At 31.9% G+C, this 16689-nt stretch carries 19 protein-coding genes; 18 read left to right on the top strand and 1 reads right to left on the bottom strand.

The genetic code is table 11. From position 1 onward, the window contains the following. The first annotated feature begins 16 nt into the window (after window positions 1–16). From fmt to B5E87_RS02080, 18 genes are all read left to right on the top strand, one after another. Window positions 17–967: a methionyl-tRNA formyltransferase gene (gene fmt / locus B5E87_RS02165; protein ID WP_087243306.1), complete on the top strand. Its 951-nt coding sequence runs from the start codon at window positions 17–19 to the stop codon at window positions 965–967. 251 nt (window positions 968–1218) lie between these two features. Further along, the gene (locus B5E87_RS02160; RefSeq protein ID WP_087243305.1) at window positions 1219–1716 is read left to right on the top strand and encodes a GyrI-like domain-containing protein; all 498 of its coding nucleotides are present in this window, start codon (window positions 1219–1221) and stop codon (window positions 1714–1716) included. 118 nt (window positions 1717–1834) lie between these two features. After that, the gene (locus tag B5E87_RS02155; RefSeq protein WP_087243304.1) at window positions 1835–2476 is read left to right on the top strand and encodes a helix-turn-helix domain-containing protein; all 642 of its coding nucleotides are present in this window, start codon (window positions 1835–1837) and stop codon (window positions 2474–2476) included. A 3-nt stretch (window positions 2477–2479) separates the two neighbouring features. Next, window positions 2480–3781, top strand: a complete 1302-nt coding sequence (locus B5E87_RS02150) for a pyrimidine-nucleoside phosphorylase (protein WP_087243303.1) — start codon at window positions 2480–2482, stop codon at window positions 3779–3781. A gap of 73 nt (window positions 3782–3854) precedes the next feature. Continuing rightward, window positions 3855–4697: a Cof-type HAD-IIB family hydrolase gene (locus tag B5E87_RS02145; protein ID WP_087243302.1), complete on the top strand. Its 843-nt coding sequence runs from the start codon at window positions 3855–3857 to the stop codon at window positions 4695–4697. A gap of 226 nt (window positions 4698–4923) precedes the next feature. After that, window positions 4924–5676, top strand: a complete 753-nt coding sequence (locus tag B5E87_RS02140) for a MurR/RpiR family transcriptional regulator (RefSeq protein WP_087243301.1) — start codon at window positions 4924–4926, stop codon at window positions 5674–5676. Window positions 5677–5688: 12 nt separating this feature from the next. After that, a complete protein-coding gene (locus B5E87_RS02135) occupies window positions 5689–6495 on the top strand; it encodes a Cof-type HAD-IIB family hydrolase (protein ID WP_087243300.1) in 807 nt (268 codons plus the stop codon). Window positions 6496–6552: 57 nt separating this feature from the next. Further along, entirely contained in the window at window positions 6553–6933 is a 381-nt protein-coding gene (mgsA, locus tag B5E87_RS02130; RefSeq protein WP_087243299.1) for a methylglyoxal synthase, read from the top strand. Further along, the gene (locus tag B5E87_RS02125; protein ID WP_087243298.1) at window positions 6930–7604 is read left to right on the top strand and encodes a TIGR00266 family protein; all 675 of its coding nucleotides are present in this window, start codon (window positions 6930–6932) and stop codon (window positions 7602–7604) included. Before mgsA ends, B5E87_RS02125 begins: the two co-directional genes overlap by 4 nt. Before the next feature lie 3 nt (window positions 7605–7607). Next, window positions 7608–8537 (top strand): DUF1848 domain-containing protein, encoded by a 930-nt coding sequence (locus B5E87_RS02120; RefSeq protein WP_087243297.1) that lies wholly within the window; start codon window positions 7608–7610, stop codon window positions 8535–8537. 586 nt (window positions 8538–9123) lie between these two features. Continuing rightward, a complete protein-coding gene (locus B5E87_RS02115) occupies window positions 9124–10269 on the top strand; it encodes a D-alanyl-D-alanine carboxypeptidase family protein (RefSeq protein ID WP_087243296.1) in 1146 nt (381 codons plus the stop codon). 129 nt (window positions 10270–10398) lie between these two features. Next, window positions 10399–10740, top strand: coding sequence for an STAS domain-containing protein (locus B5E87_RS02110; protein WP_087243295.1), 342 nt, complete (start codon window positions 10399–10401; stop codon window positions 10738–10740). Continuing rightward, the gene (spoIIAB, locus tag B5E87_RS02105) at window positions 10737–11168 is read left to right on the top strand and encodes an anti-sigma F factor (RefSeq protein WP_087243294.1); all 432 of its coding nucleotides are present in this window, start codon (window positions 10737–10739) and stop codon (window positions 11166–11168) included. Before B5E87_RS02110 ends, spoIIAB begins: the two co-directional genes overlap by 4 nt. Next, a complete protein-coding gene (locus B5E87_RS02100) occupies window positions 11155–11880 on the top strand; it encodes a SigB/SigF/SigG family RNA polymerase sigma factor (RefSeq protein ID WP_087243293.1) in 726 nt (241 codons plus the stop codon). The genes spoIIAB and B5E87_RS02100 overlap by 14 nt, the downstream gene beginning before the upstream one ends. Before the next feature lie 29 nt (window positions 11881–11909). Continuing rightward, window positions 11910–12410 (top strand): signal peptidase I, encoded by a 501-nt coding sequence (lepB, locus tag B5E87_RS02095; RefSeq protein WP_087243292.1) that lies wholly within the window; start codon window positions 11910–11912, stop codon window positions 12408–12410. Window positions 12411–12437: 27 nt separating this feature from the next. After that, window positions 12438–12935 carry a hypothetical protein gene (locus B5E87_RS02090; protein WP_087243291.1) on the top strand — a complete coding sequence of 166 codons (498 nt, stop codon included), beginning with the start codon at window positions 12438–12440 and terminating at the stop codon, window positions 12933–12935. A 96-nt stretch (window positions 12936–13031) separates the two neighbouring features. Continuing rightward, window positions 13032–14786, top strand: a complete 1755-nt coding sequence (locus B5E87_RS02085; protein ID WP_087243361.1) for a phosphoenolpyruvate carboxykinase — start codon at window positions 13032–13034, stop codon at window positions 14784–14786. A 45-nt stretch (window positions 14787–14831) separates the two neighbouring features. Further along, on the top strand, window positions 14832–15116 hold the full coding sequence (locus tag B5E87_RS02080; protein WP_087243290.1) for a hypothetical protein: 285 nt from the start codon (window positions 14832–14834) through the stop codon (window positions 15114–15116). A 75-nt stretch (window positions 15117–15191) separates the two neighbouring features. On the opposite strand, the gene gdhA is transcribed toward B5E87_RS02080, so the two are convergent. Then, window positions 15192–16535 carry an NADP-specific glutamate dehydrogenase gene (gene gdhA, locus B5E87_RS02075; RefSeq protein ID WP_087243289.1) on the bottom strand — a complete coding sequence of 448 codons (1344 nt, stop codon included), beginning with the start codon at window positions 16533–16535 and terminating at the stop codon, window positions 15192–15194. Between the last annotated feature and the right edge of the window lie 154 nt (window positions 16536–16689).

Here is a 16689-nt window from a genome sequence, read left to right as displayed (position 1 = left end):
AAAGTGAGTGAATGAAATGAGAGAAAGAATTGTATTTATGGGAACAGCATCATTTTCGTTGGCTGTTTTGAAAATGCTGATAGAAGAGGGTTACAATATTGTTGGTGTTGTCACTCAGCCTGATCGTTATGTAGGTAGAAAAAAAGTTTTGACAATGCCAGATGTAAAAGTAGAAGCTTTAAAATATGATATTCCTGTTATTCAACCTGCACGTATTAAAGAAGATTACCAGGCAGTTGCAGATTTAAAACCTGATTTGATTATTACAGCAGCATATGGTCAGATTGTACCACAGGCTGTTTTGGATATTCCTCGTTTAGGATGTATTAATGTTCATGCATCATTGTTACCATTATATCGTGGGGGTGCACCAGTACATCAGGCTATTATTGATGGACAAGAGAAAACAGGTGTCACAATTATGTATATGGTCAAAAAAATGGATGCTGGAGATATGATTGCCCAAAAAGAAACACCTATCTTAGAAGAAGATACAGTAGGTATTTTATATGATCGTTTAAGTGATCTAGGTGCCAAATTATTAAAAGAAACATTACCAGATATTTTAAAGGGAATAAATCAACGTATACCTCAAGATGAAAATCTAGTGACTTATGCGCCCACTCTTTCTAGAGAAGATGAACGTCTTGACTGGAATATGTCTGCTCGACAAGTTTATAATAAAGTTCGTGGAACAAATCCATGGCCAGGAAGTTATACAACTTATCAGGGAAAGACTGTTAAAATCTGGGCAGGACAAGTTCATCAATGTGAAAATGCGATGAAACATCATGCTCATCAGGATAATGGAACGATTGTCAAGATTTTTAAAGATGCTATTGGAGTTAAAGTGAATGATGGCGTTTATCTGATTACAGAATTACAATTAGAAGGTAAAAAAAGAATGTCTGTTAAAGATTATTTAAATGGACATTGCATTTTTGAAGTCGATACAAAGTTTGAATAAAACTTTGTATTTTCTTTATAAAGAGCTTGTATATTAATAAGAATCATAAAAAGGAAATGGAGATTATTTTGATTTAAAATATATCCATATGTAGATTTTTCATAGCTGTGTGATTCAATAGTAGTAAACTTTTTAAATCAATAGTGAACTTTCTATTTTTTATTCCATTTTTATGATATTCTATTTTTAAGAGAAGTTATTGCATAAGAAGGTAACAATGTTTTAACAATGATCATTCAAGGAGGAAACATATGGATTATAAAATAGTTCAAAAAGAAGCATTTCGTTTTGTAGGAGTCAGTAAACGTGTATCACTTCAATTTGAAGGTGTGAATAATGAAATTGTACAATTAGCAAGTGAAATAACAGAGGAACAAAAAAGAGAGTTGCATCGACTACAAAATATGGAACCATATGAAATTGTGAATGTATCTTATGATTCTGATACTGATTTTCTGGAAGAAAAAGGACAACTGACACATATGATTGGTGTCTTAACGACATGCGTTGATATCAGTGATCAATTTGATCAACTTTCAGTTCCTTCGCTGACATGGGCAGTATTTCCAAATGAAGGACCATTCCCATCAACTTTACAAGACACAATGGCAAGCATTTATGCTAAGTGGCTTCCAACTTCTGATTATGAACTGGCATATTCGTTATCATTTTCTTTTACAAAAATGGATGAACATCAAGATCATTATGCCTACAGTGAGGTTTGGATTCCTGTTCAATTGAAAAAATAAGAAAATAGAAAAGTTTAAGCAGTTTATTGGAATGATGAACTGCTTTTTTTTATGATTCTACTTTTACGTGGTGTCCTTTTTATCCATTTTCGTTATAATGAAGACAGGAGGAATCATTATGGATCAAAAGAAAATAGGCTTATTCATAGCAACTTGTCGTAAGAAAAAAGGATTGACTCAAAAACAATTGGCTGAAAAACTTTCTGTTACAGATAAATCCGTATCTAAATGGGAAAGGGGCATTCATCTTCCTGATGCTTCGCTTTATATCCCTTTATGTGAAATATTAGGAATAACTATAAGTGAATTTTTCTTAGGAGAATATGAAACAGAACATCATGAAGTTGTTCCACAAGTTTTAAAAGAAGATTATCATAAGATGCAACGCAATGAAAGATGGAATATGGTTTTATTTATCGTATCAATGCTTAGTGTATTTTGGATATCTTTTACGTGGCACTGGGATTTAGGATGGTTAATGTTGGAAGAACATTTGGCTCCATTTGCGAATATGTATTATTTGTCATATGGATATTGGTTGGCTTATTATCTTATATTTAGAAGAAAAAAGTTTGGATATGTTTTGATGTGGATCATTTATTTGATTTTAGTAAGTGGTATTATAGCAAACTGGGGATATGCTTTTGATGTTATGTTAAATCATATTGATTTTTGGATAAATAGTGCATTCACAATCTGGGGAGTGTATAATGGAGATATAAGATTTCGTAATCTTTTAAAAAAGAAAAGTGAGGAATAAAATATGCGAATGGTTGATTTGATTGAAAAGAAAAAAGATGGATTCAAACATACTCCAGAAGAGATTCACTTTATTGTAGCAGGTTATACAAAAGGTGATATACCTGATTATCAGATGAGTGCATGGCTGATGGCCGTTTGTTTTCAAGGCTTAGATAAAGAAGAAACAGCTATTTTAACCAAAGAGATGATGCATAGTGGTGATGTCATTGATTTAAGTCGTATTCAAGGAATCAAAGTTGATAAACATAGCACTGGCGGTGTTGGTGATAAAACATCTTTGGTTTTAGGACCGATTGTGGCAGCCTGTGGAGTACCTGTAGCTAAAATGAGTGGAAGAGGATTAGGACATACTGGTGGGACATTGGATAAATTAGAATCTATACCAGGACTTCACATTATGATTGATGAAGAAGATTTTGTGAAGCAGGTTAATGATTGTGGATTGGCGATTATTGGACAGAGTGGTCATTTAGATCCGGCTGATAAAAAAATGTATGCTTTACGTGATGTTACCGCAACTGTTTCCTGTATTCCATTAATTGCATCATCTATCATGTCAAAAAAACTGGCGGCCGGCAGTGATGCGATATTGTTAGATGTCAAATATGGTGATGGTGCCTTTATGAATACAATTGAAGAAGCTAAAGAATTGGCACGTACAATGATTGAAATTGGTGATTCGCTTGGCAAAGATACCAGAGCAACCATTTCTAATATGAGTCAGCCGTTAGGTTATGCTATTGGAAATAGTCTGGAAGTCAAAGAAGCTATTGATACTTTAAATGGCCATGGACCAGAAGATTTATTAGAGCTTTGTTTGCAGGCCGGAAGTCATATGTTAATTCAGGCTCAAAAAACTGATTCTCTCATTACCGCAAGAAAAATGCTTGAAGATGCTATTGAAAGTAAAAAAGCACTTCGTACATTATGTGCTATGGTGAAAGCACAAGGTGGCGATGATGCCTTTATCAGACATCCAGAAATGTTTCCTAAAGCGAAAGAGGTGATTCCTGTTTATAGTCAAAAAACAGGATATGTCAAAGATTTAAAAGCAAAGCCTTTAGGAATAGTGAGTATGAAATTAGGTGGAGGACGTGAAAAAACAGATGATGACATTGATTATAGTGTCGGTCTCGTTCTTCATAAAAAAATAGGGGATTTTGTAAAAAAAGGTGAAGTGTTAGTTGAAGTTCATACAAATACGGGTTTGAGTCAGGAGCTTGAAACTGAGATTTTCAATGCTTATGATTTTTCAGATGAATTTGTTGGAAAGCCACAACTCATTGATGAAGTTTTGTCATAATTATTTTCAAAAAGTGATATTTTTATATGTGATGTTGAAAAATGATGTATAATAATATGCGGTGGTGAAAATAATGGGAAAATTTTTATTTTTTGATATTGATGGGACATTAGTAGGAAAATCTAAAATGGTGACAGAGAAAACAAAGTTGGCCATTCAAAATGCAAGACAAAATGGACATCGTGCTTTTCTTTGTACAGGGCGTGCTCCAACGTCTATTGTTGGGGATATTCGAAATATTGAATTCGATGGTGCTATTTGTAGTGCTGGAGGATTTGTCATTGTGGATGGAGAATATATTTTTGAAAACTTTATGAATCAATATATTCTATCTGAAGTCATGACTTTATTCATTAATAATCATATTTTATTTACATTAGAAACAAAAAAAGCTTTATATCAGACACCAGGTGTGAATGAATTTTTTGATCAGAAACATCAAAAAGATTGTGAAAACAATCTTGAATTAATGCGCTTTTTTCAACTCAGACGTATGGGTGAAAATCGTTTGCCAATTAAAGACTTTAATATTTTAACGACAGGTGTCACAAAAGTGTGCTTTATTGCTCCAAATAAACAAAGTTTTTATGACTGTGTACCATTTTTAGAAGAATTCTTTAATATTGTGACTTTTTCAAAAGAAGATGATGATTTTATCAATGGTGAAATTATTTTAAAACATTGTACAAAAGCTGATGGTATTTTAAAGGTTGTGAATCATTTTCATGGTCAGATGAAAGATACAATTGGTTTTGGTGATAGTATGAATGATTATCAGATGCTTCAAGAAGTCGAAACAGGTGTTGTTTATGAAGGAGCATCAGATAATTTAAAAGCGTTAGGAAAATATTTCTTTACTGATCCAGATCAAGATGGTATTTATAAGGTTATGAAAGAAATGGATTTAATAGGATAATACAATATCAGGCTTGAATGGAATCAAGCCTTTTTCAATGAAAAAATTTGTCATTCTTTTCTTTAAAAGAAGCTTTTTGATGATAAAAATGATTTATTTCATAGAAAAATAAGTATTTGATTATTATTTTTGATACAATCATTATGTCTTCTATCTATTTGAGAAAAAAACATGTTTTTTGATAAAAAAGGATTATAATAAAATTATCAGATAAGGAGGCTTCTTTATGGACATTGTTTTATCAAGAATTTTAAAGTATTTAAATGGATGTTTAGATGATGACCATATGTATCGCATTGGATTGTTTATTGTTCATCATTATGTGGAGATGGAAGATTATTCATTGCAAAGGGTCATGGAGGAAGGGCATTTTAGTGAAGATGAGATTTTAGATTTCTGTCGTCACTTAGGTTTCCAGACATATGAAGATTTTCAAGACGAACTGATTGCGGATTATATGCTTCGTGTTTCTCAGATTCGTGCACGTATGTTAGGTGTTTCTGCTGCTGGATTAATTGAACAATTAGATTCATCTTATGATAAAGAAAATCTTGTGAAGGAATTAGAATTAATCTGTGAACTTATATTTAAAAATAAACGTGTGATTCTTATTGGAGCTTTGTATCCAACAAGTATTGCTGTAGAGTTCCAGACGGATTTTATTACTTTTGGTAAAGAAGTGATTCAATATCATCATTTTGTGAAAGATTTTCAATTCCAAAAAGATGATGTCGTTATTTTTATGAGTGCAACAGGAAGAACATTGCATGATTATTTAAAAGAAAGTGCGCATCAAAATATCCAGGATGCTCAAATTGTATTATTGACACAAAATGTTAAATATAAAAATAAAAATGATTTAGGAGCACAATATGTGATTCAGGTCCCAGGACGTTTTGATGGTATTCAATTCAATTATCAGATGATGATGATTTTTGATGTTTTACGTATTTATTATTATACAAAATATTATATTTAGAAGGTTTCATTTATGGATGTTAAAGCAATTATGTGTGATGTTGATGGAACATTATTAAATAGTCAAGGAATTGTTTCACCAATGACAGTAGAAATGATTAAAAAAGCAAGAGAAAAAGGAATTTTATTTGGTTTATCAACTGGTAGAGATGTGCATAGTGTCAAAACGCTTTTAAATATTTGGGGTATTGATGGTTTGGTAGATGCAATTGTAGGAACAGGTGGCGCTGAAATTTATGATTATACTCTTCAAGTCGATAAATCAAGCTATCCACTGGATGGAGAACTGATTAAAGACATTATTCATCATTATGAAGATATGGATGTCAATTTTGCAGTGCCATATCAAGGTGTATTGTATGCACCAAAAGATGATGATTATATTCAAATGTTATCTAGAGATGATCGTGTGCCTTATGAGGTTGTAGATTTTGATGAATTCTTAAAGGAACCACGTCCTAAACTGATTATTATCTGTAATCCTGAATATATGGATAAAGTTGTGGAAAGAAGTCAGACATTTTCAAATGATAAATATAAGTCATCTTCTTTAAAAACAGCCAGTGTTTTATATGAATATATGGATCCAAGAGTGACAAAAACACATGGATTACAGGAAGTTATGGCAATGCATGATATTTCAATGGAACAATTATGTACATTTGGAGATGCCGATAATGATTATGATATGACACTTCATGCTGGTGTAGGTGTTGTGATGGCGAATGGTAGTGATAAGACAAAGAGCGTCGCTGACTATATCACTGACGATAATGATCATGATGGTATTGGAAAATTTATTGAAAAACATATTTTATAAGCTTTCATTTTGATGAAGGCTTTTTTTCATGTATAATAAAAATAGGAGGTGATAGGGATGAATATAGCTTTGATAGCACATGATTCTAAAAAACAGGAAATGATTGAATTTGTGAAAAAACATGAATCTTTTTTTAAACAGCATACACTGTTTGCGACAGGAACAACAGGACTTAAAATTATGGAAAATACAGATTTGAAAGTTCATCGCTGTTTATCTGGGCCATATGGTGGAGATCAGCAGATTGGAGGATATGTGGGAGAAGGAAAAATGGACTTTGTCATTTTCTTTAGAGATCCTTTGACAGCACAGCCACATGAACCAGATATTAATGCTTTAATGCGTGTTTGTGATGTGCATCAGGTTCCTCTAGCATCACATCAAAAAACAGCAGAACTGATTATAAAAACTTTAGAAAGTGAGGGAAGTATAGAATGAAGTATGAAATTCAAGGAACCCCTTTTCCAGTTGTCATTTGTGAATTAGAAAAGGGAGAAAAAATGGTGAGTGATAGTGGAGCTATGGCTTGGATGGATCCATGTATGACGATGGAAACAACAAGCGGTGGTATAGGGAAAGCTTTTGGGAGAATGTTTTCAGGTGAAACAATGTTTTTAAATGTCTATCAGGCTAGAGAAGCTGGTAAAATTGCTTTTGGTTCTTCATTTCCTGGTGAAATTCGTAAATATGATATTGCACCTGGACAGGAAATCGTTGTCCAAAAATCATCTGTTCTGGCATGTGAAGAAACAGTAGAAAGAAGTGTTTTCTTTAATAAAAAAGTATCTACAGGACTTTTTGGTGGTGAAGGTTTTGTTATGAGTCGTTTATCGGGACATGGTATTGCATTTATTGAACTTGATGGCGCAACGGTTGAATATCAGCTGGAAGCAGGTCAACAATTGATTGTTGATTCAGGAAATCTGGCTATCATGGATGCGACGTGTCAATTGTCAATACAAAGTGTACCAGGCATGAAAAATAAATTATTAGGTGGCGAAGGTTTATTCAATACAGTGATTACAGGACCAGGACGTGTCGTTTTACAGACAATGCCAATATCAACAGTCGCCAATAGTATTATTCCTTTTATACCAACTGGTAAGTAGACGATGATTTTTAATATAAGTGGTCGCACAGATATCGTTGCTTTTTATAGTGACTGGATATTTCAACGTATCAAAGAAGGATATGTCTATGTGAGAAATCCTTATTATCCAACCCAGATTACCAAATATTTGATTAATGAGGATGTTGTTGATTGTTTTATTTTCTGTACAAAAAATCCTCGACCTATATTATCTCGTTTAGATAAACTGAAGCCTTATCCTTCTTTTTTCTATGTGACTATAACGCCTTATGGTCGCGATATAGAGCCTCATGTTCCTGATTATCAAAATGTCATATCAGACATTCAAAAGCTATCTTCTCAATTAGGAAAGCAATCTGTTAGCATCAGATATGATCCTATTTTTATCAATCAGGAATATACAATAGAGAAGCATCTTTATTATTTTGAAGATATCCTCTCTCAGCTTCAAGGTTATGTTCATCATTGTGTGATCAGTTTTATTGATCTTTATCAAAAAACAAAAAGAAACTTTCCTGGTATTCAGGAAGTTCCTTTGTTTTGGCAACAACAGCTAGTAAAAGCTTTTGTACAGATTGCTAAAAAATATCAATTTCAGATTCAAATGTGTGCAGAACCATATGATTTTTCAGAGTATGGTGTTTTATCACAAAGTTGTTTGAATGCGAGAATACTCAAAGATATAACAGGATATGATTTTATATCTGTGTCTAGTCAGCCTTTAAGACAACATTGTCATTGTTATCCTAGTCGTGATATAGGGGAATATAATACATGCCCACATGGTTGTTTATATTGTTATGCAAATGAAAATAAGCAAAAAGTTATAGAGAACTATCAACTTCATGATCCTTTATCTCCATTGCTGATAGGACATGTTCATGAAGATGATATTATCAAGCAGGCTAAACAAAAAAGTTATAAAAACAGACAATTATCTTTGGATATATAAAAAATGCAAGGTGGATTACCATCTTGCATTTTTAAGATAAGAGCCAATCAATGAGATATAAAGATTTGATACCCTCATAGGATTTAATATAGCTTCTATCCATTGATAAAATTATTTTACCATTATATAAAACTTTACATTATTCCCACATCTGCAAATACCAGTTACAATTTTAACAAGATGAATATCTTTGTTTGAAATGAGCTGATTTCAATATTCGGGACGGTTTATAAGCTTAGTCATGAAATTCCTTCTATCTTTTTTATATATTATATCCGAAAATATAAAAAACAATAGTTTCAGACATGTAAGTCTAAAACTTTGTAAAAAACGATATTTTTCGACATATAAACTCATTATTTCAACAAATTGTACAAATGATTTGTTTTGTTAATATGTCTACATAATAAATGAGATCAACATTTCTCATTTTTATGAGATATGTGGTTTTTATGATTTGTCATCATTTTGATACAAAAATGAATGAAGTGAATAGAATAAGTTTTTTGTTGAAGTAAGCATAAACAATCTTTGTAAAAATGGACTGTTTTTCGCTTTTTTTCATATAATAAATTGAGGTGTTTTGATGATAAAAAAATGGTTGATTTGTTTATGTGTCTTTGTATTATGTCTCCAGATAACACCGGTTCATGGAGAAGAATTAAAATTAGCACCAAATGCTTCAGCATCCTTATTAATGGAAGCATCAAGTCGACAGGTTCTTTATTCAAATCATGAAAAAGAAAAGCTTTTTCCAGCTTCTACCACAAAGATTATGACCATGATTTTACTTTTTGAAGCTATTGAAAAAGGCAGTTTAAAATGGGATGAAGAGTTGACATGTAGCGCCTATGCAGCCAGTATGGGTGGTAGCCAGATTTATCTGGAAGAAGGAGAAAAAATGAGTGTCGCAGATTTGTTTAAAGCGATTAGTATTGCTTCTGCTAATGATGCCTGTGTGATGATTGGAGAACGTATTGCTGGAACGAATGATAATTTTGTGAAAATGATGAATGAAAAAGCGAAGGAACTCAAATTGGTGAATACTCACTTTGTGAATCCTACTGGTTTACATGATGATAATCATTATACATGTGCCTTGGATTTAGGAACAATGGCCGCCTATTTAATAGAAATGGGTGGAGAACGTTTATTACAGACAACTTCTTTATACGATAGTTATATCCGTGAAGATACTGCTCATAAGTTTTGGCTTGTGAATACGAATAAGTTATTGAAATCTTATCAGGGAGCTGATGGATTAAAGACAGGTTATACCAAAGAAGCAGGCTATTGCATTGTTTCAACTGCCAAAAGAAATGGTTTAAGATTAATAGCGATTGTTTTAAAAGAAAGTGATCCTAAAGTCAGAAATCAGGAAGTATCACAACTCTTGGATTATGGATTTTCTTTATACGAAAACATCACTTTATTTCAAAAAAATGATGTCATTGAAAAAGTTAACATTGATAATGCCCGTGTATCTCAAGTGGAAATCATAGCAAAAGATGATATTCAGTATGTTCAAGATAAAAATGATACGACCAAAGTCACTTATCAGATGAATTATACAAATCTTGTGCCACCATTAAAAAAAGGTGAAGTGGTTGGTCATCTGTTATTGATGCGTGGAGATATTAATATTGGTTCTTTTGATGTTACTGTGAAAACAGATGTTGAAGCCTTATCTTTTGTAGAAAAAGTCGTCAATCAACTCAAAGTTTTACTTTAAAAATCTATCTTGTGATGGATTTTTTATTTTGCATAAATATTCTAGTTTTGTTGAATAAGTTCTAGTTTTAGCGAAACGATTTTTTTTCATTTGGAATTGGTATATGATACCAAAGAAGGAGGAAGAGATATGGATAATCATATAGAGATTGAAAAAGCAAATCATCTGATTATTGTTCATTTTTATGGTGAAATTGATAGTGTTATGGCACCGGTTTATCGTGGACAGTTAAGTGATTTGATAGATGAGAGTGAAGAAGATGTGATTTTTGATTTTCAAAATACATCTTTTATAGATAGTTCAGGCATAGGACTTGTGCTAGGACGTTATAATCAGTTGAAATTTGAACATCGTACACTGATTTTAACAGGATTAAATCCTGTGGCTTATCGTCTTTTTGAATTAACAGGAATGTTTCAGATTATGCCTTATTATGAATCAATAGAAAATTTAAAGGAGGGAACATTATGAATCAAATGGAAGTCAGTTTTAGCGCTATCTTGGATAATGAAAATTTTGCCAGAACAACGGTAGCGGCTTTTTTAACACCTTTAAATCCAACTATTGATGAAATTATTGAATGGAAAACAATTGTATCAGAAGCAGTCAGTAATGCTATTATTCATGGTTATAATCAAAATACAGAATGTTCTGTGGTTATGAAAATGAAGATTGATGGACGTCAGGTTCAACTGATTGTACAGGATTATGGTAAGGGGATTGAAAATTTAGAAGAAGTCAAAGCACCTTTTTATACAACTGCAAAAGACCTTGAACATGCAGGAATGGGATTAACCATTATTGAAACACTGGCGGATCAGTTAGAAATAGAAAGTGTTGTCAATATAGGAACAAAACTTATCATCACAAAAAGTTTAAAGAATCATGACACAATCTAAAACATTGGATCTTTTAAAAAAAGTCCGTTTAGGGGATGAACAGGCTAAAGAAGAGGTCGTTAAAGATAATTTAGGATTAGTTTGGTCAATTGTGCATAGATTTAAAAATAGTTATTATGATAAAGAGGATTTATTTCAGATTGGCTGTATTGGTTTGATGAAGGCTATTAATCATTTTGATACATCATATCAGGTTCAGTTTTCAACCTATGCAGTACCCATTATTATGGGCGAAATTAAACGCTATTTTAGAGATGATGGAACCATTAAAGTTTCTCGTTCTTTAAAAGAATTAAATATTAAAGTCACCAAAGCAAAAGAATACCTGCAAAGTCAAAACAATCAGGAACCAACGATTGAAGATGTCGCCAAGTATTTAGGTGTTGAACCACAGGACGTTGTAGAAGCCATAGATGCTTCTTATTATCCAACATCATTAAATGAACCCATTTATGAAAAAGATGGATCGACGATCAGTGTAGAAGACCGTCTGATTGATAAAAGTGATGAAATGTGGTTTGAAAAGATTGCTTTAGAAATGGAAATGGAAAAACTGGATGATAAAGAAAAAATGATTATTTATATGCGTTATCAATTGGATTATAATCAAGATAAAATTGCGAAATATTTAGGTATTTCTCAAGTACAGGTTTCTCGATTAGAAAAGAAAATTGTGACAAAATTAAGAACACGCTTAAAAGATGGAAAATAGTATGCTATAATACATCAGAGGCGAGAAAAATGGAAAAAAGTGATTTTAAAAAATCTTTATTAGAATATATCAAAGTCATTATTATAACAGTGGTTTTCACACTGGGCGTTCTATATTTTGTTCAAATATCAAGAGTTGTGGGTTCATCAATGGAGCCGACTTATCAAAATGGAAATATCATTTTGGTTGATAAATTCTTTTATAAAAGAGGGAAACCCTCTTATAATGATATTGTTGTTGTGAAGTATCATGTGGGGGAGGGTGAAGATCAGATTATTAAAAGAATTGTTGGGTTGCCAGGTGATCGTCTTGAAATGAAAGATAATCAGCTTTATCGTAATGGTCAATTACTGAATGAAGATTATATCAATGGACCTATGGAAGGTAATGAAGATTTTTCTTATGATATTCCAGAAGGTAAGATTTTTGTGATGGGGGATAATCGTAATCACAGTGTTGACTCTAGAAATATAGGATATATTGATTTTGATGATCAGGTTGTTGGTCGTGTCTTTTTTAAGGTCTTTTGATAAGACCTTTTTCTTTTGGGAGGTTTTATGAAAAAATTAAGATATGAACGTGTATTGTTAGTTGGTGTGATTTTATGTTTACTCATTGGAACGATTGGATATATGTATTGTCATCGAAGTCGTTATTATGAATATCAGGGAGCTATGACAACTTATATAGGCACATATCATAAAGATGAGAAAATCTATACGTTTGATTTCAAAGGATTTCAAAAAGATAATCAATATTATTTGTCTCTTAATGATTTATATAACTGGTTTGTGATTCAAGATCAAAATGCCAAGGTCTATGTTGACTATGGTAAACATACGATGGTTTATCAATTACATGATGTGACTTATCATATTGATTTTGGAAGAGATGAAATCAGATATAATGGAAATTGTATAAATGTAAGTAAAAATAATCAACATATTTATATTTCTCATAAAAATATATACCTTTCTGTCTATTATATAGAAAAAATACTGTTAAAAAATGAAAATCAACTCAAAATAGAAAATAAAACCGCTATCATTTCATAAATTTTATGATTTTTGTAGTCAAGATGGCATTTTTTTGATAGAATTGATTCATATTTGAAAGATGGAAAAACATCTCTCAAAGGAAAGGGTGAAAATATGGCATATAAATTTAATATTACTCGTGGTAATGCAATTTTAAATTTTTCTGAAGAATTCTGTCAAAGTCGTTGTCAATTAATTGAAAGTGAGTCTTTTGCGAAAGTTTTAGAAAAATATATTAAACATATTAAAAGAACTGATACAACTATTTATGAATATTTACATGCTATTGAAGAAGATGATGTTGACTTATTAAGAGATTTAAGAGATGTTTTTAAATTATTATTAGTCATGTCAGTAGAAGAAGTTTGTGCTATGCGTTCTCAGACAAAAGCATATTTTAAAGATCGTGATATGTTTATTGCTTTGGTTGAAGATATTTATTTATTCTGGCGTCGTTTACAAAGATATGCAATTGTTTTTAATGAAACAAAAAGAGCAGGTTATCAAAATGTTCAGTTTGCTGATGCACAAAGTGAATTTGAAGAATTGGTATTAGAAGTTTATCGTTCTATTCAATCAGCGATTGGAAAGAAAGATAAAGTTTTACGTCAGATTACTGCAGGGGTAAATGCTGGTTTAGCTGTAACGCATATGCGACCATTTTTACCATATGAATATCGTAATTTAGATGAAATTCCATTTATTGAATCTGTTGTTATTCATCCACCATTTATTGCTTATTCTAAACGTAATAAACGTGATGGAGTCTTTCCAGAAATCAAAACAAATCCTATTGAAGATAAAAAGTTTGATGCAGAATCATGGTTATGTTATCCTGCAAAAGTAGGAGATTTGTTATGTTTTGTTTACTTTAACGTAAAATTTATGGCACAAGGTGTAACATTATGTAACTTGTTTGATTTGGCTGATGAATCTGAATATCGTAATCGTAAACCAGACTTAATTTATGTTTATGGTTATGAAGATGGTGAAATGAATCAGGCTTTCTATCAGGATGAATCTAATGATATGATTGTTGCTTTATTATCAGCAAGTGATGATTTTGATTATTTTGGATATATGAAAAAAATGTGTTTAACATTGCATAATGTTCAAAAAATTAATCATCGTGAATTACCAATCCATGGAGCTATGGTTAAAATGACACTTCATAATGGTGAAACAAAAAATATCGTTGTTATGGGTGATAGTGGAGCTGGTAAGAGTGAAACAATTGAACAGATTAAAGTGATTGGAGCTGCTTATATTACAGACTTAAAGACAATCTATGATGATATGGGAGTACTTTCACTTGGTGATAAAGGAAAAGTGAAGACTTCAGGAACTGAAATTGGAGCTTTTGTCAGATTAGATGACTTGGATGCAGGATATAGCTTTAAAGAATTAGACCGTTCAGTCTTTATGAATCCAGATAAAGTCAATGCACGTATTGTCATTCCAATTACAGACTATAAAGATGTTGTGGCAAAACATGATGTTGATTTGTTCTTATATGCAAATAACTATGATGAAGATGGTGAAGCATTAAGTTTCTTTGATACACCAGAAGAAGCTTTAGAAGTCTTCAGAGCAGGAAATCGTATGGCAAAAGGAACAACAACAGAATATGGACTTGTAGGAAGCTATTTTGCGAATCCATTTGGACCAGTTCAAAGAAGAGAACAGACTGAACCTATTTTACAGGATTATTTTAAAAGAATGTTTAAGCAAGGTGTAAAAGTTGGTCAGTTGCGTACACGTTTAGGTATTAAAGGAAACGAACATCAAGGACCAAAAGATGCAGCTATTGCCATTTTAAAATATGTAACAGGTGAGGAAGAATTAAAAGAATTACCTGTTGAAGAATAATAGGAAACAGCAATGTTTCCTATTTTTTAAAAGGAGGAGAAATATATGTGGATTATATTTGGAATATTAACTCTTATCATGACTTTATTGAATTTGTATATGTATAATGCTGGTAAAAATTATCATATTTTTATGGTTCTTTCCTTATTCTTGATGGCATTGACACTTTGCGATCAGTATCAAATGATAGCGTCTTGGAGTTTAGCAGGGGATTGGAGTGCTATTGCAGATGTTGCACCAACATTATCTATGATGCTATGGATATTTGTAATAGGTTCTTTTGTGGTGAATGTCATACCATTATTATTAAGTTATCGCAAGAATCGTTAATAAGTATGATGCTTTATTTATGAAAATAAAAAAGATTGTCTAAATATCAATGATATCTTGACAATCTTTTTTTTATTAATAGATTCCTTGAGAAATCATAGCAGCTACAACTTTTTCAAATCCAGCAATATTAGCTCCTTTAATTAAGTCGTAACCTAAACCATATTTTTGAGCAGCTTTGACTGAAGAGTCATGAATATCAACCATGATATCATGTAATTTCTGATCAACTTCTTCAGCGCTCCAGCTATAACGCATAGAGTTTTGAGCCATTTCTAATGCAGATACAGCAACTCCACCAGCATTTGCTGCTTTTGCAGGTCCTAAAGTTCCACCATTTTCTAAGAAGTAAGTAATGGCTTCAGGTGTTGTAGGCATGTTAGCACCTTCAATAATATATTTCACTCCATTAGCAACCAATTGTTTAGCTTCTTCTAATCCGATTTCATTTTGTGTTGCACATGGGAAAGCCATATCAACTTTTAATCCCCATGGTTTTTCACCAGCATGGAATTCACATCCAAATTTTTCAGCATAATCTTTAAGTTTAACATCATTTGAACTTCTGATTTTTAATAAGAAATCAATTTTTTCATCAGTTGTAATTCCATCAGGATCATAAACATACCCATCTCTACCAGAAATAGATACAACTTTTGCACCATATTCTCTGGCTTTTAAACATACACCCCAGGCAACATTTCCATAACCTGAACATGCAATTGTTTTACCTTCATAAGAATCATTAAAGTGTTTTAAAACTTCTTTACCATAATAAACAGCACCAAATCCAGTTGCTTCAGGTCGAATTAAAGATCCACCATATGGTAATGGTTTACCAGTTAAGACACCATTTTCATAGGCTCCTCTGATTCTTTTATATTGTCCATACATATATCCAATTTCTCTGGCACCTGTTCCAATATCCCCAGCAGGTACGTCAACGTCTGGTCCAATATGACGATATAATTCAGTCATAAATGATTGACAGAAACGCATGATTTCATTGTCTGATTTTCCTTGTGGATCGAAATCAGAACCACCTTTACCTCCACCAATTGGTAAAGTTGTTAATGAATTTTTAAAGATTTGTTCAAAACCTAAGAATTTAATAATTCCTAAATTGACAGATGGATGTAATCTTAAACCACCTTTATATGGTCCAATCGCATTTGAGAATTGAACACGATATCCTCTATTGACATGAACTTTTCCCTGATCATCTTGCCAAGGAACTTTGAACATAATGGCTCTATCAGGTTCTACCAATCTTTCTAAAATAGCCATATCCTCGTATTCAGGATGAGCTTCAATAACAGGTTCTAAGCTTTCCAAGACTTCTTCTACAGCTTGAATAAATTCAGGCTGATCAGCATTTTTTCTTTTTACATCTTCTAAAACTCTTTCAATATATTTCATAGTTTGAATCCTCCTTGAACTTATTATATACAATGATAAATAAAAAACAAGCATTTTAATAAAAAATTATTACATTTTTTGAAATTTAGATAAAATAATTCTTATTTTTTAGTATAAATAGAATTAAATGATAGATTTGTTTTGAAAATAATAA

Source organism: Massilimicrobiota sp. An142 (assembly GCF_002160725.1).
Classification (GTDB): domain Bacteria; phylum Bacillota_I; class Bacilli_A; order Erysipelotrichales; family Coprobacillaceae; genus Allocoprobacillus; species Allocoprobacillus merdigallinarum.
The sequence above is the reverse complement of the archived record's forward strand: the minus strand, read 5'-3'. Positions and strand labels throughout refer to the sequence as shown.

What these genes read in the sequence shown, in the direction of transcription:
- B5E87_RS02135 (WP_087243300.1), top strand. Translation starts at nt 5,689, where the DNA reads ATGGATGTTAAAGCAATTATGTGTGATGTTGATGGAACATTATTAAAT.
- B5E87_RS02125 (WP_087243298.1), top strand. Translation starts at nt 6,930, where the DNA reads ATGAAGTATGAAATTCAAGGAACCCCTTTTCCAGTTGTCATTTGTGAA.
- spoIIAB (WP_087243294.1), top strand. Translation starts at nt 10,737, where the DNA reads ATGAATCAAATGGAAGTCAGTTTTAGCGCTATCTTGGATAATGAAAAT.
- fmt (WP_087243306.1), top strand. Translation starts at nt 17, where the DNA reads ATGAGAGAAAGAATTGTATTTATGGGAACAGCATCATTTTCGTTGGCT.
- B5E87_RS02155 (WP_087243304.1), top strand. Translation starts at nt 1,835, where the DNA reads ATGGATCAAAAGAAAATAGGCTTATTCATAGCAACTTGTCGTAAGAAA.
- lepB (WP_087243292.1), top strand. Translation starts at nt 11,910, where the DNA reads ATGGAAAAAAGTGATTTTAAAAAATCTTTATTAGAATATATCAAAGTC.
- B5E87_RS02080 (WP_087243290.1), top strand. Translation starts at nt 14,832, where the DNA reads ATGTGGATTATATTTGGAATATTAACTCTTATCATGACTTTATTGAAT.
- gdhA (WP_087243289.1), bottom strand. Translation starts at nt 16,535, where the DNA reads ATGAAATATATTGAAAGAGTTTTAGAAGATGTAAAAAGAAAAAATGCT.
- B5E87_RS02150 (WP_087243303.1), top strand. Translation starts at nt 2,480, where the DNA reads ATGCGAATGGTTGATTTGATTGAAAAGAAAAAAGATGGATTCAAACAT.
- B5E87_RS02160 (WP_087243305.1), top strand. Translation starts at nt 1,219, where the DNA reads ATGGATTATAAAATAGTTCAAAAAGAAGCATTTCGTTTTGTAGGAGTC.
- B5E87_RS02100 (WP_087243293.1), top strand. Translation starts at nt 11,155, where the DNA reads ATGACACAATCTAAAACATTGGATCTTTTAAAAAAAGTCCGTTTAGGG.
- B5E87_RS02115 (WP_087243296.1), top strand. Translation starts at nt 9,124, where the DNA reads ATGATAAAAAAATGGTTGATTTGTTTATGTGTCTTTGTATTATGTCTC.
- B5E87_RS02145 (WP_087243302.1), top strand. Translation starts at nt 3,855, where the DNA reads ATGGGAAAATTTTTATTTTTTGATATTGATGGGACATTAGTAGGAAAA.
- B5E87_RS02110 (WP_087243295.1), top strand. Translation starts at nt 10,399, where the DNA reads ATGGATAATCATATAGAGATTGAAAAAGCAAATCATCTGATTATTGTT.
- B5E87_RS02090 (WP_087243291.1), top strand. Translation starts at nt 12,438, where the DNA reads ATGAAAAAATTAAGATATGAACGTGTATTGTTAGTTGGTGTGATTTTA.
- mgsA (WP_087243299.1), top strand. Translation starts at nt 6,553, where the DNA reads ATGAATATAGCTTTGATAGCACATGATTCTAAAAAACAGGAAATGATT.
- B5E87_RS02120 (WP_087243297.1), top strand. Translation starts at nt 7,608, where the DNA reads ATGATTTTTAATATAAGTGGTCGCACAGATATCGTTGCTTTTTATAGT.
- B5E87_RS02085 (WP_087243361.1), top strand. Translation starts at nt 13,032, where the DNA reads ATGGCATATAAATTTAATATTACTCGTGGTAATGCAATTTTAAATTTT.
- B5E87_RS02140 (WP_087243301.1), top strand. Translation starts at nt 4,924, where the DNA reads ATGGACATTGTTTTATCAAGAATTTTAAAGTATTTAAATGGATGTTTA.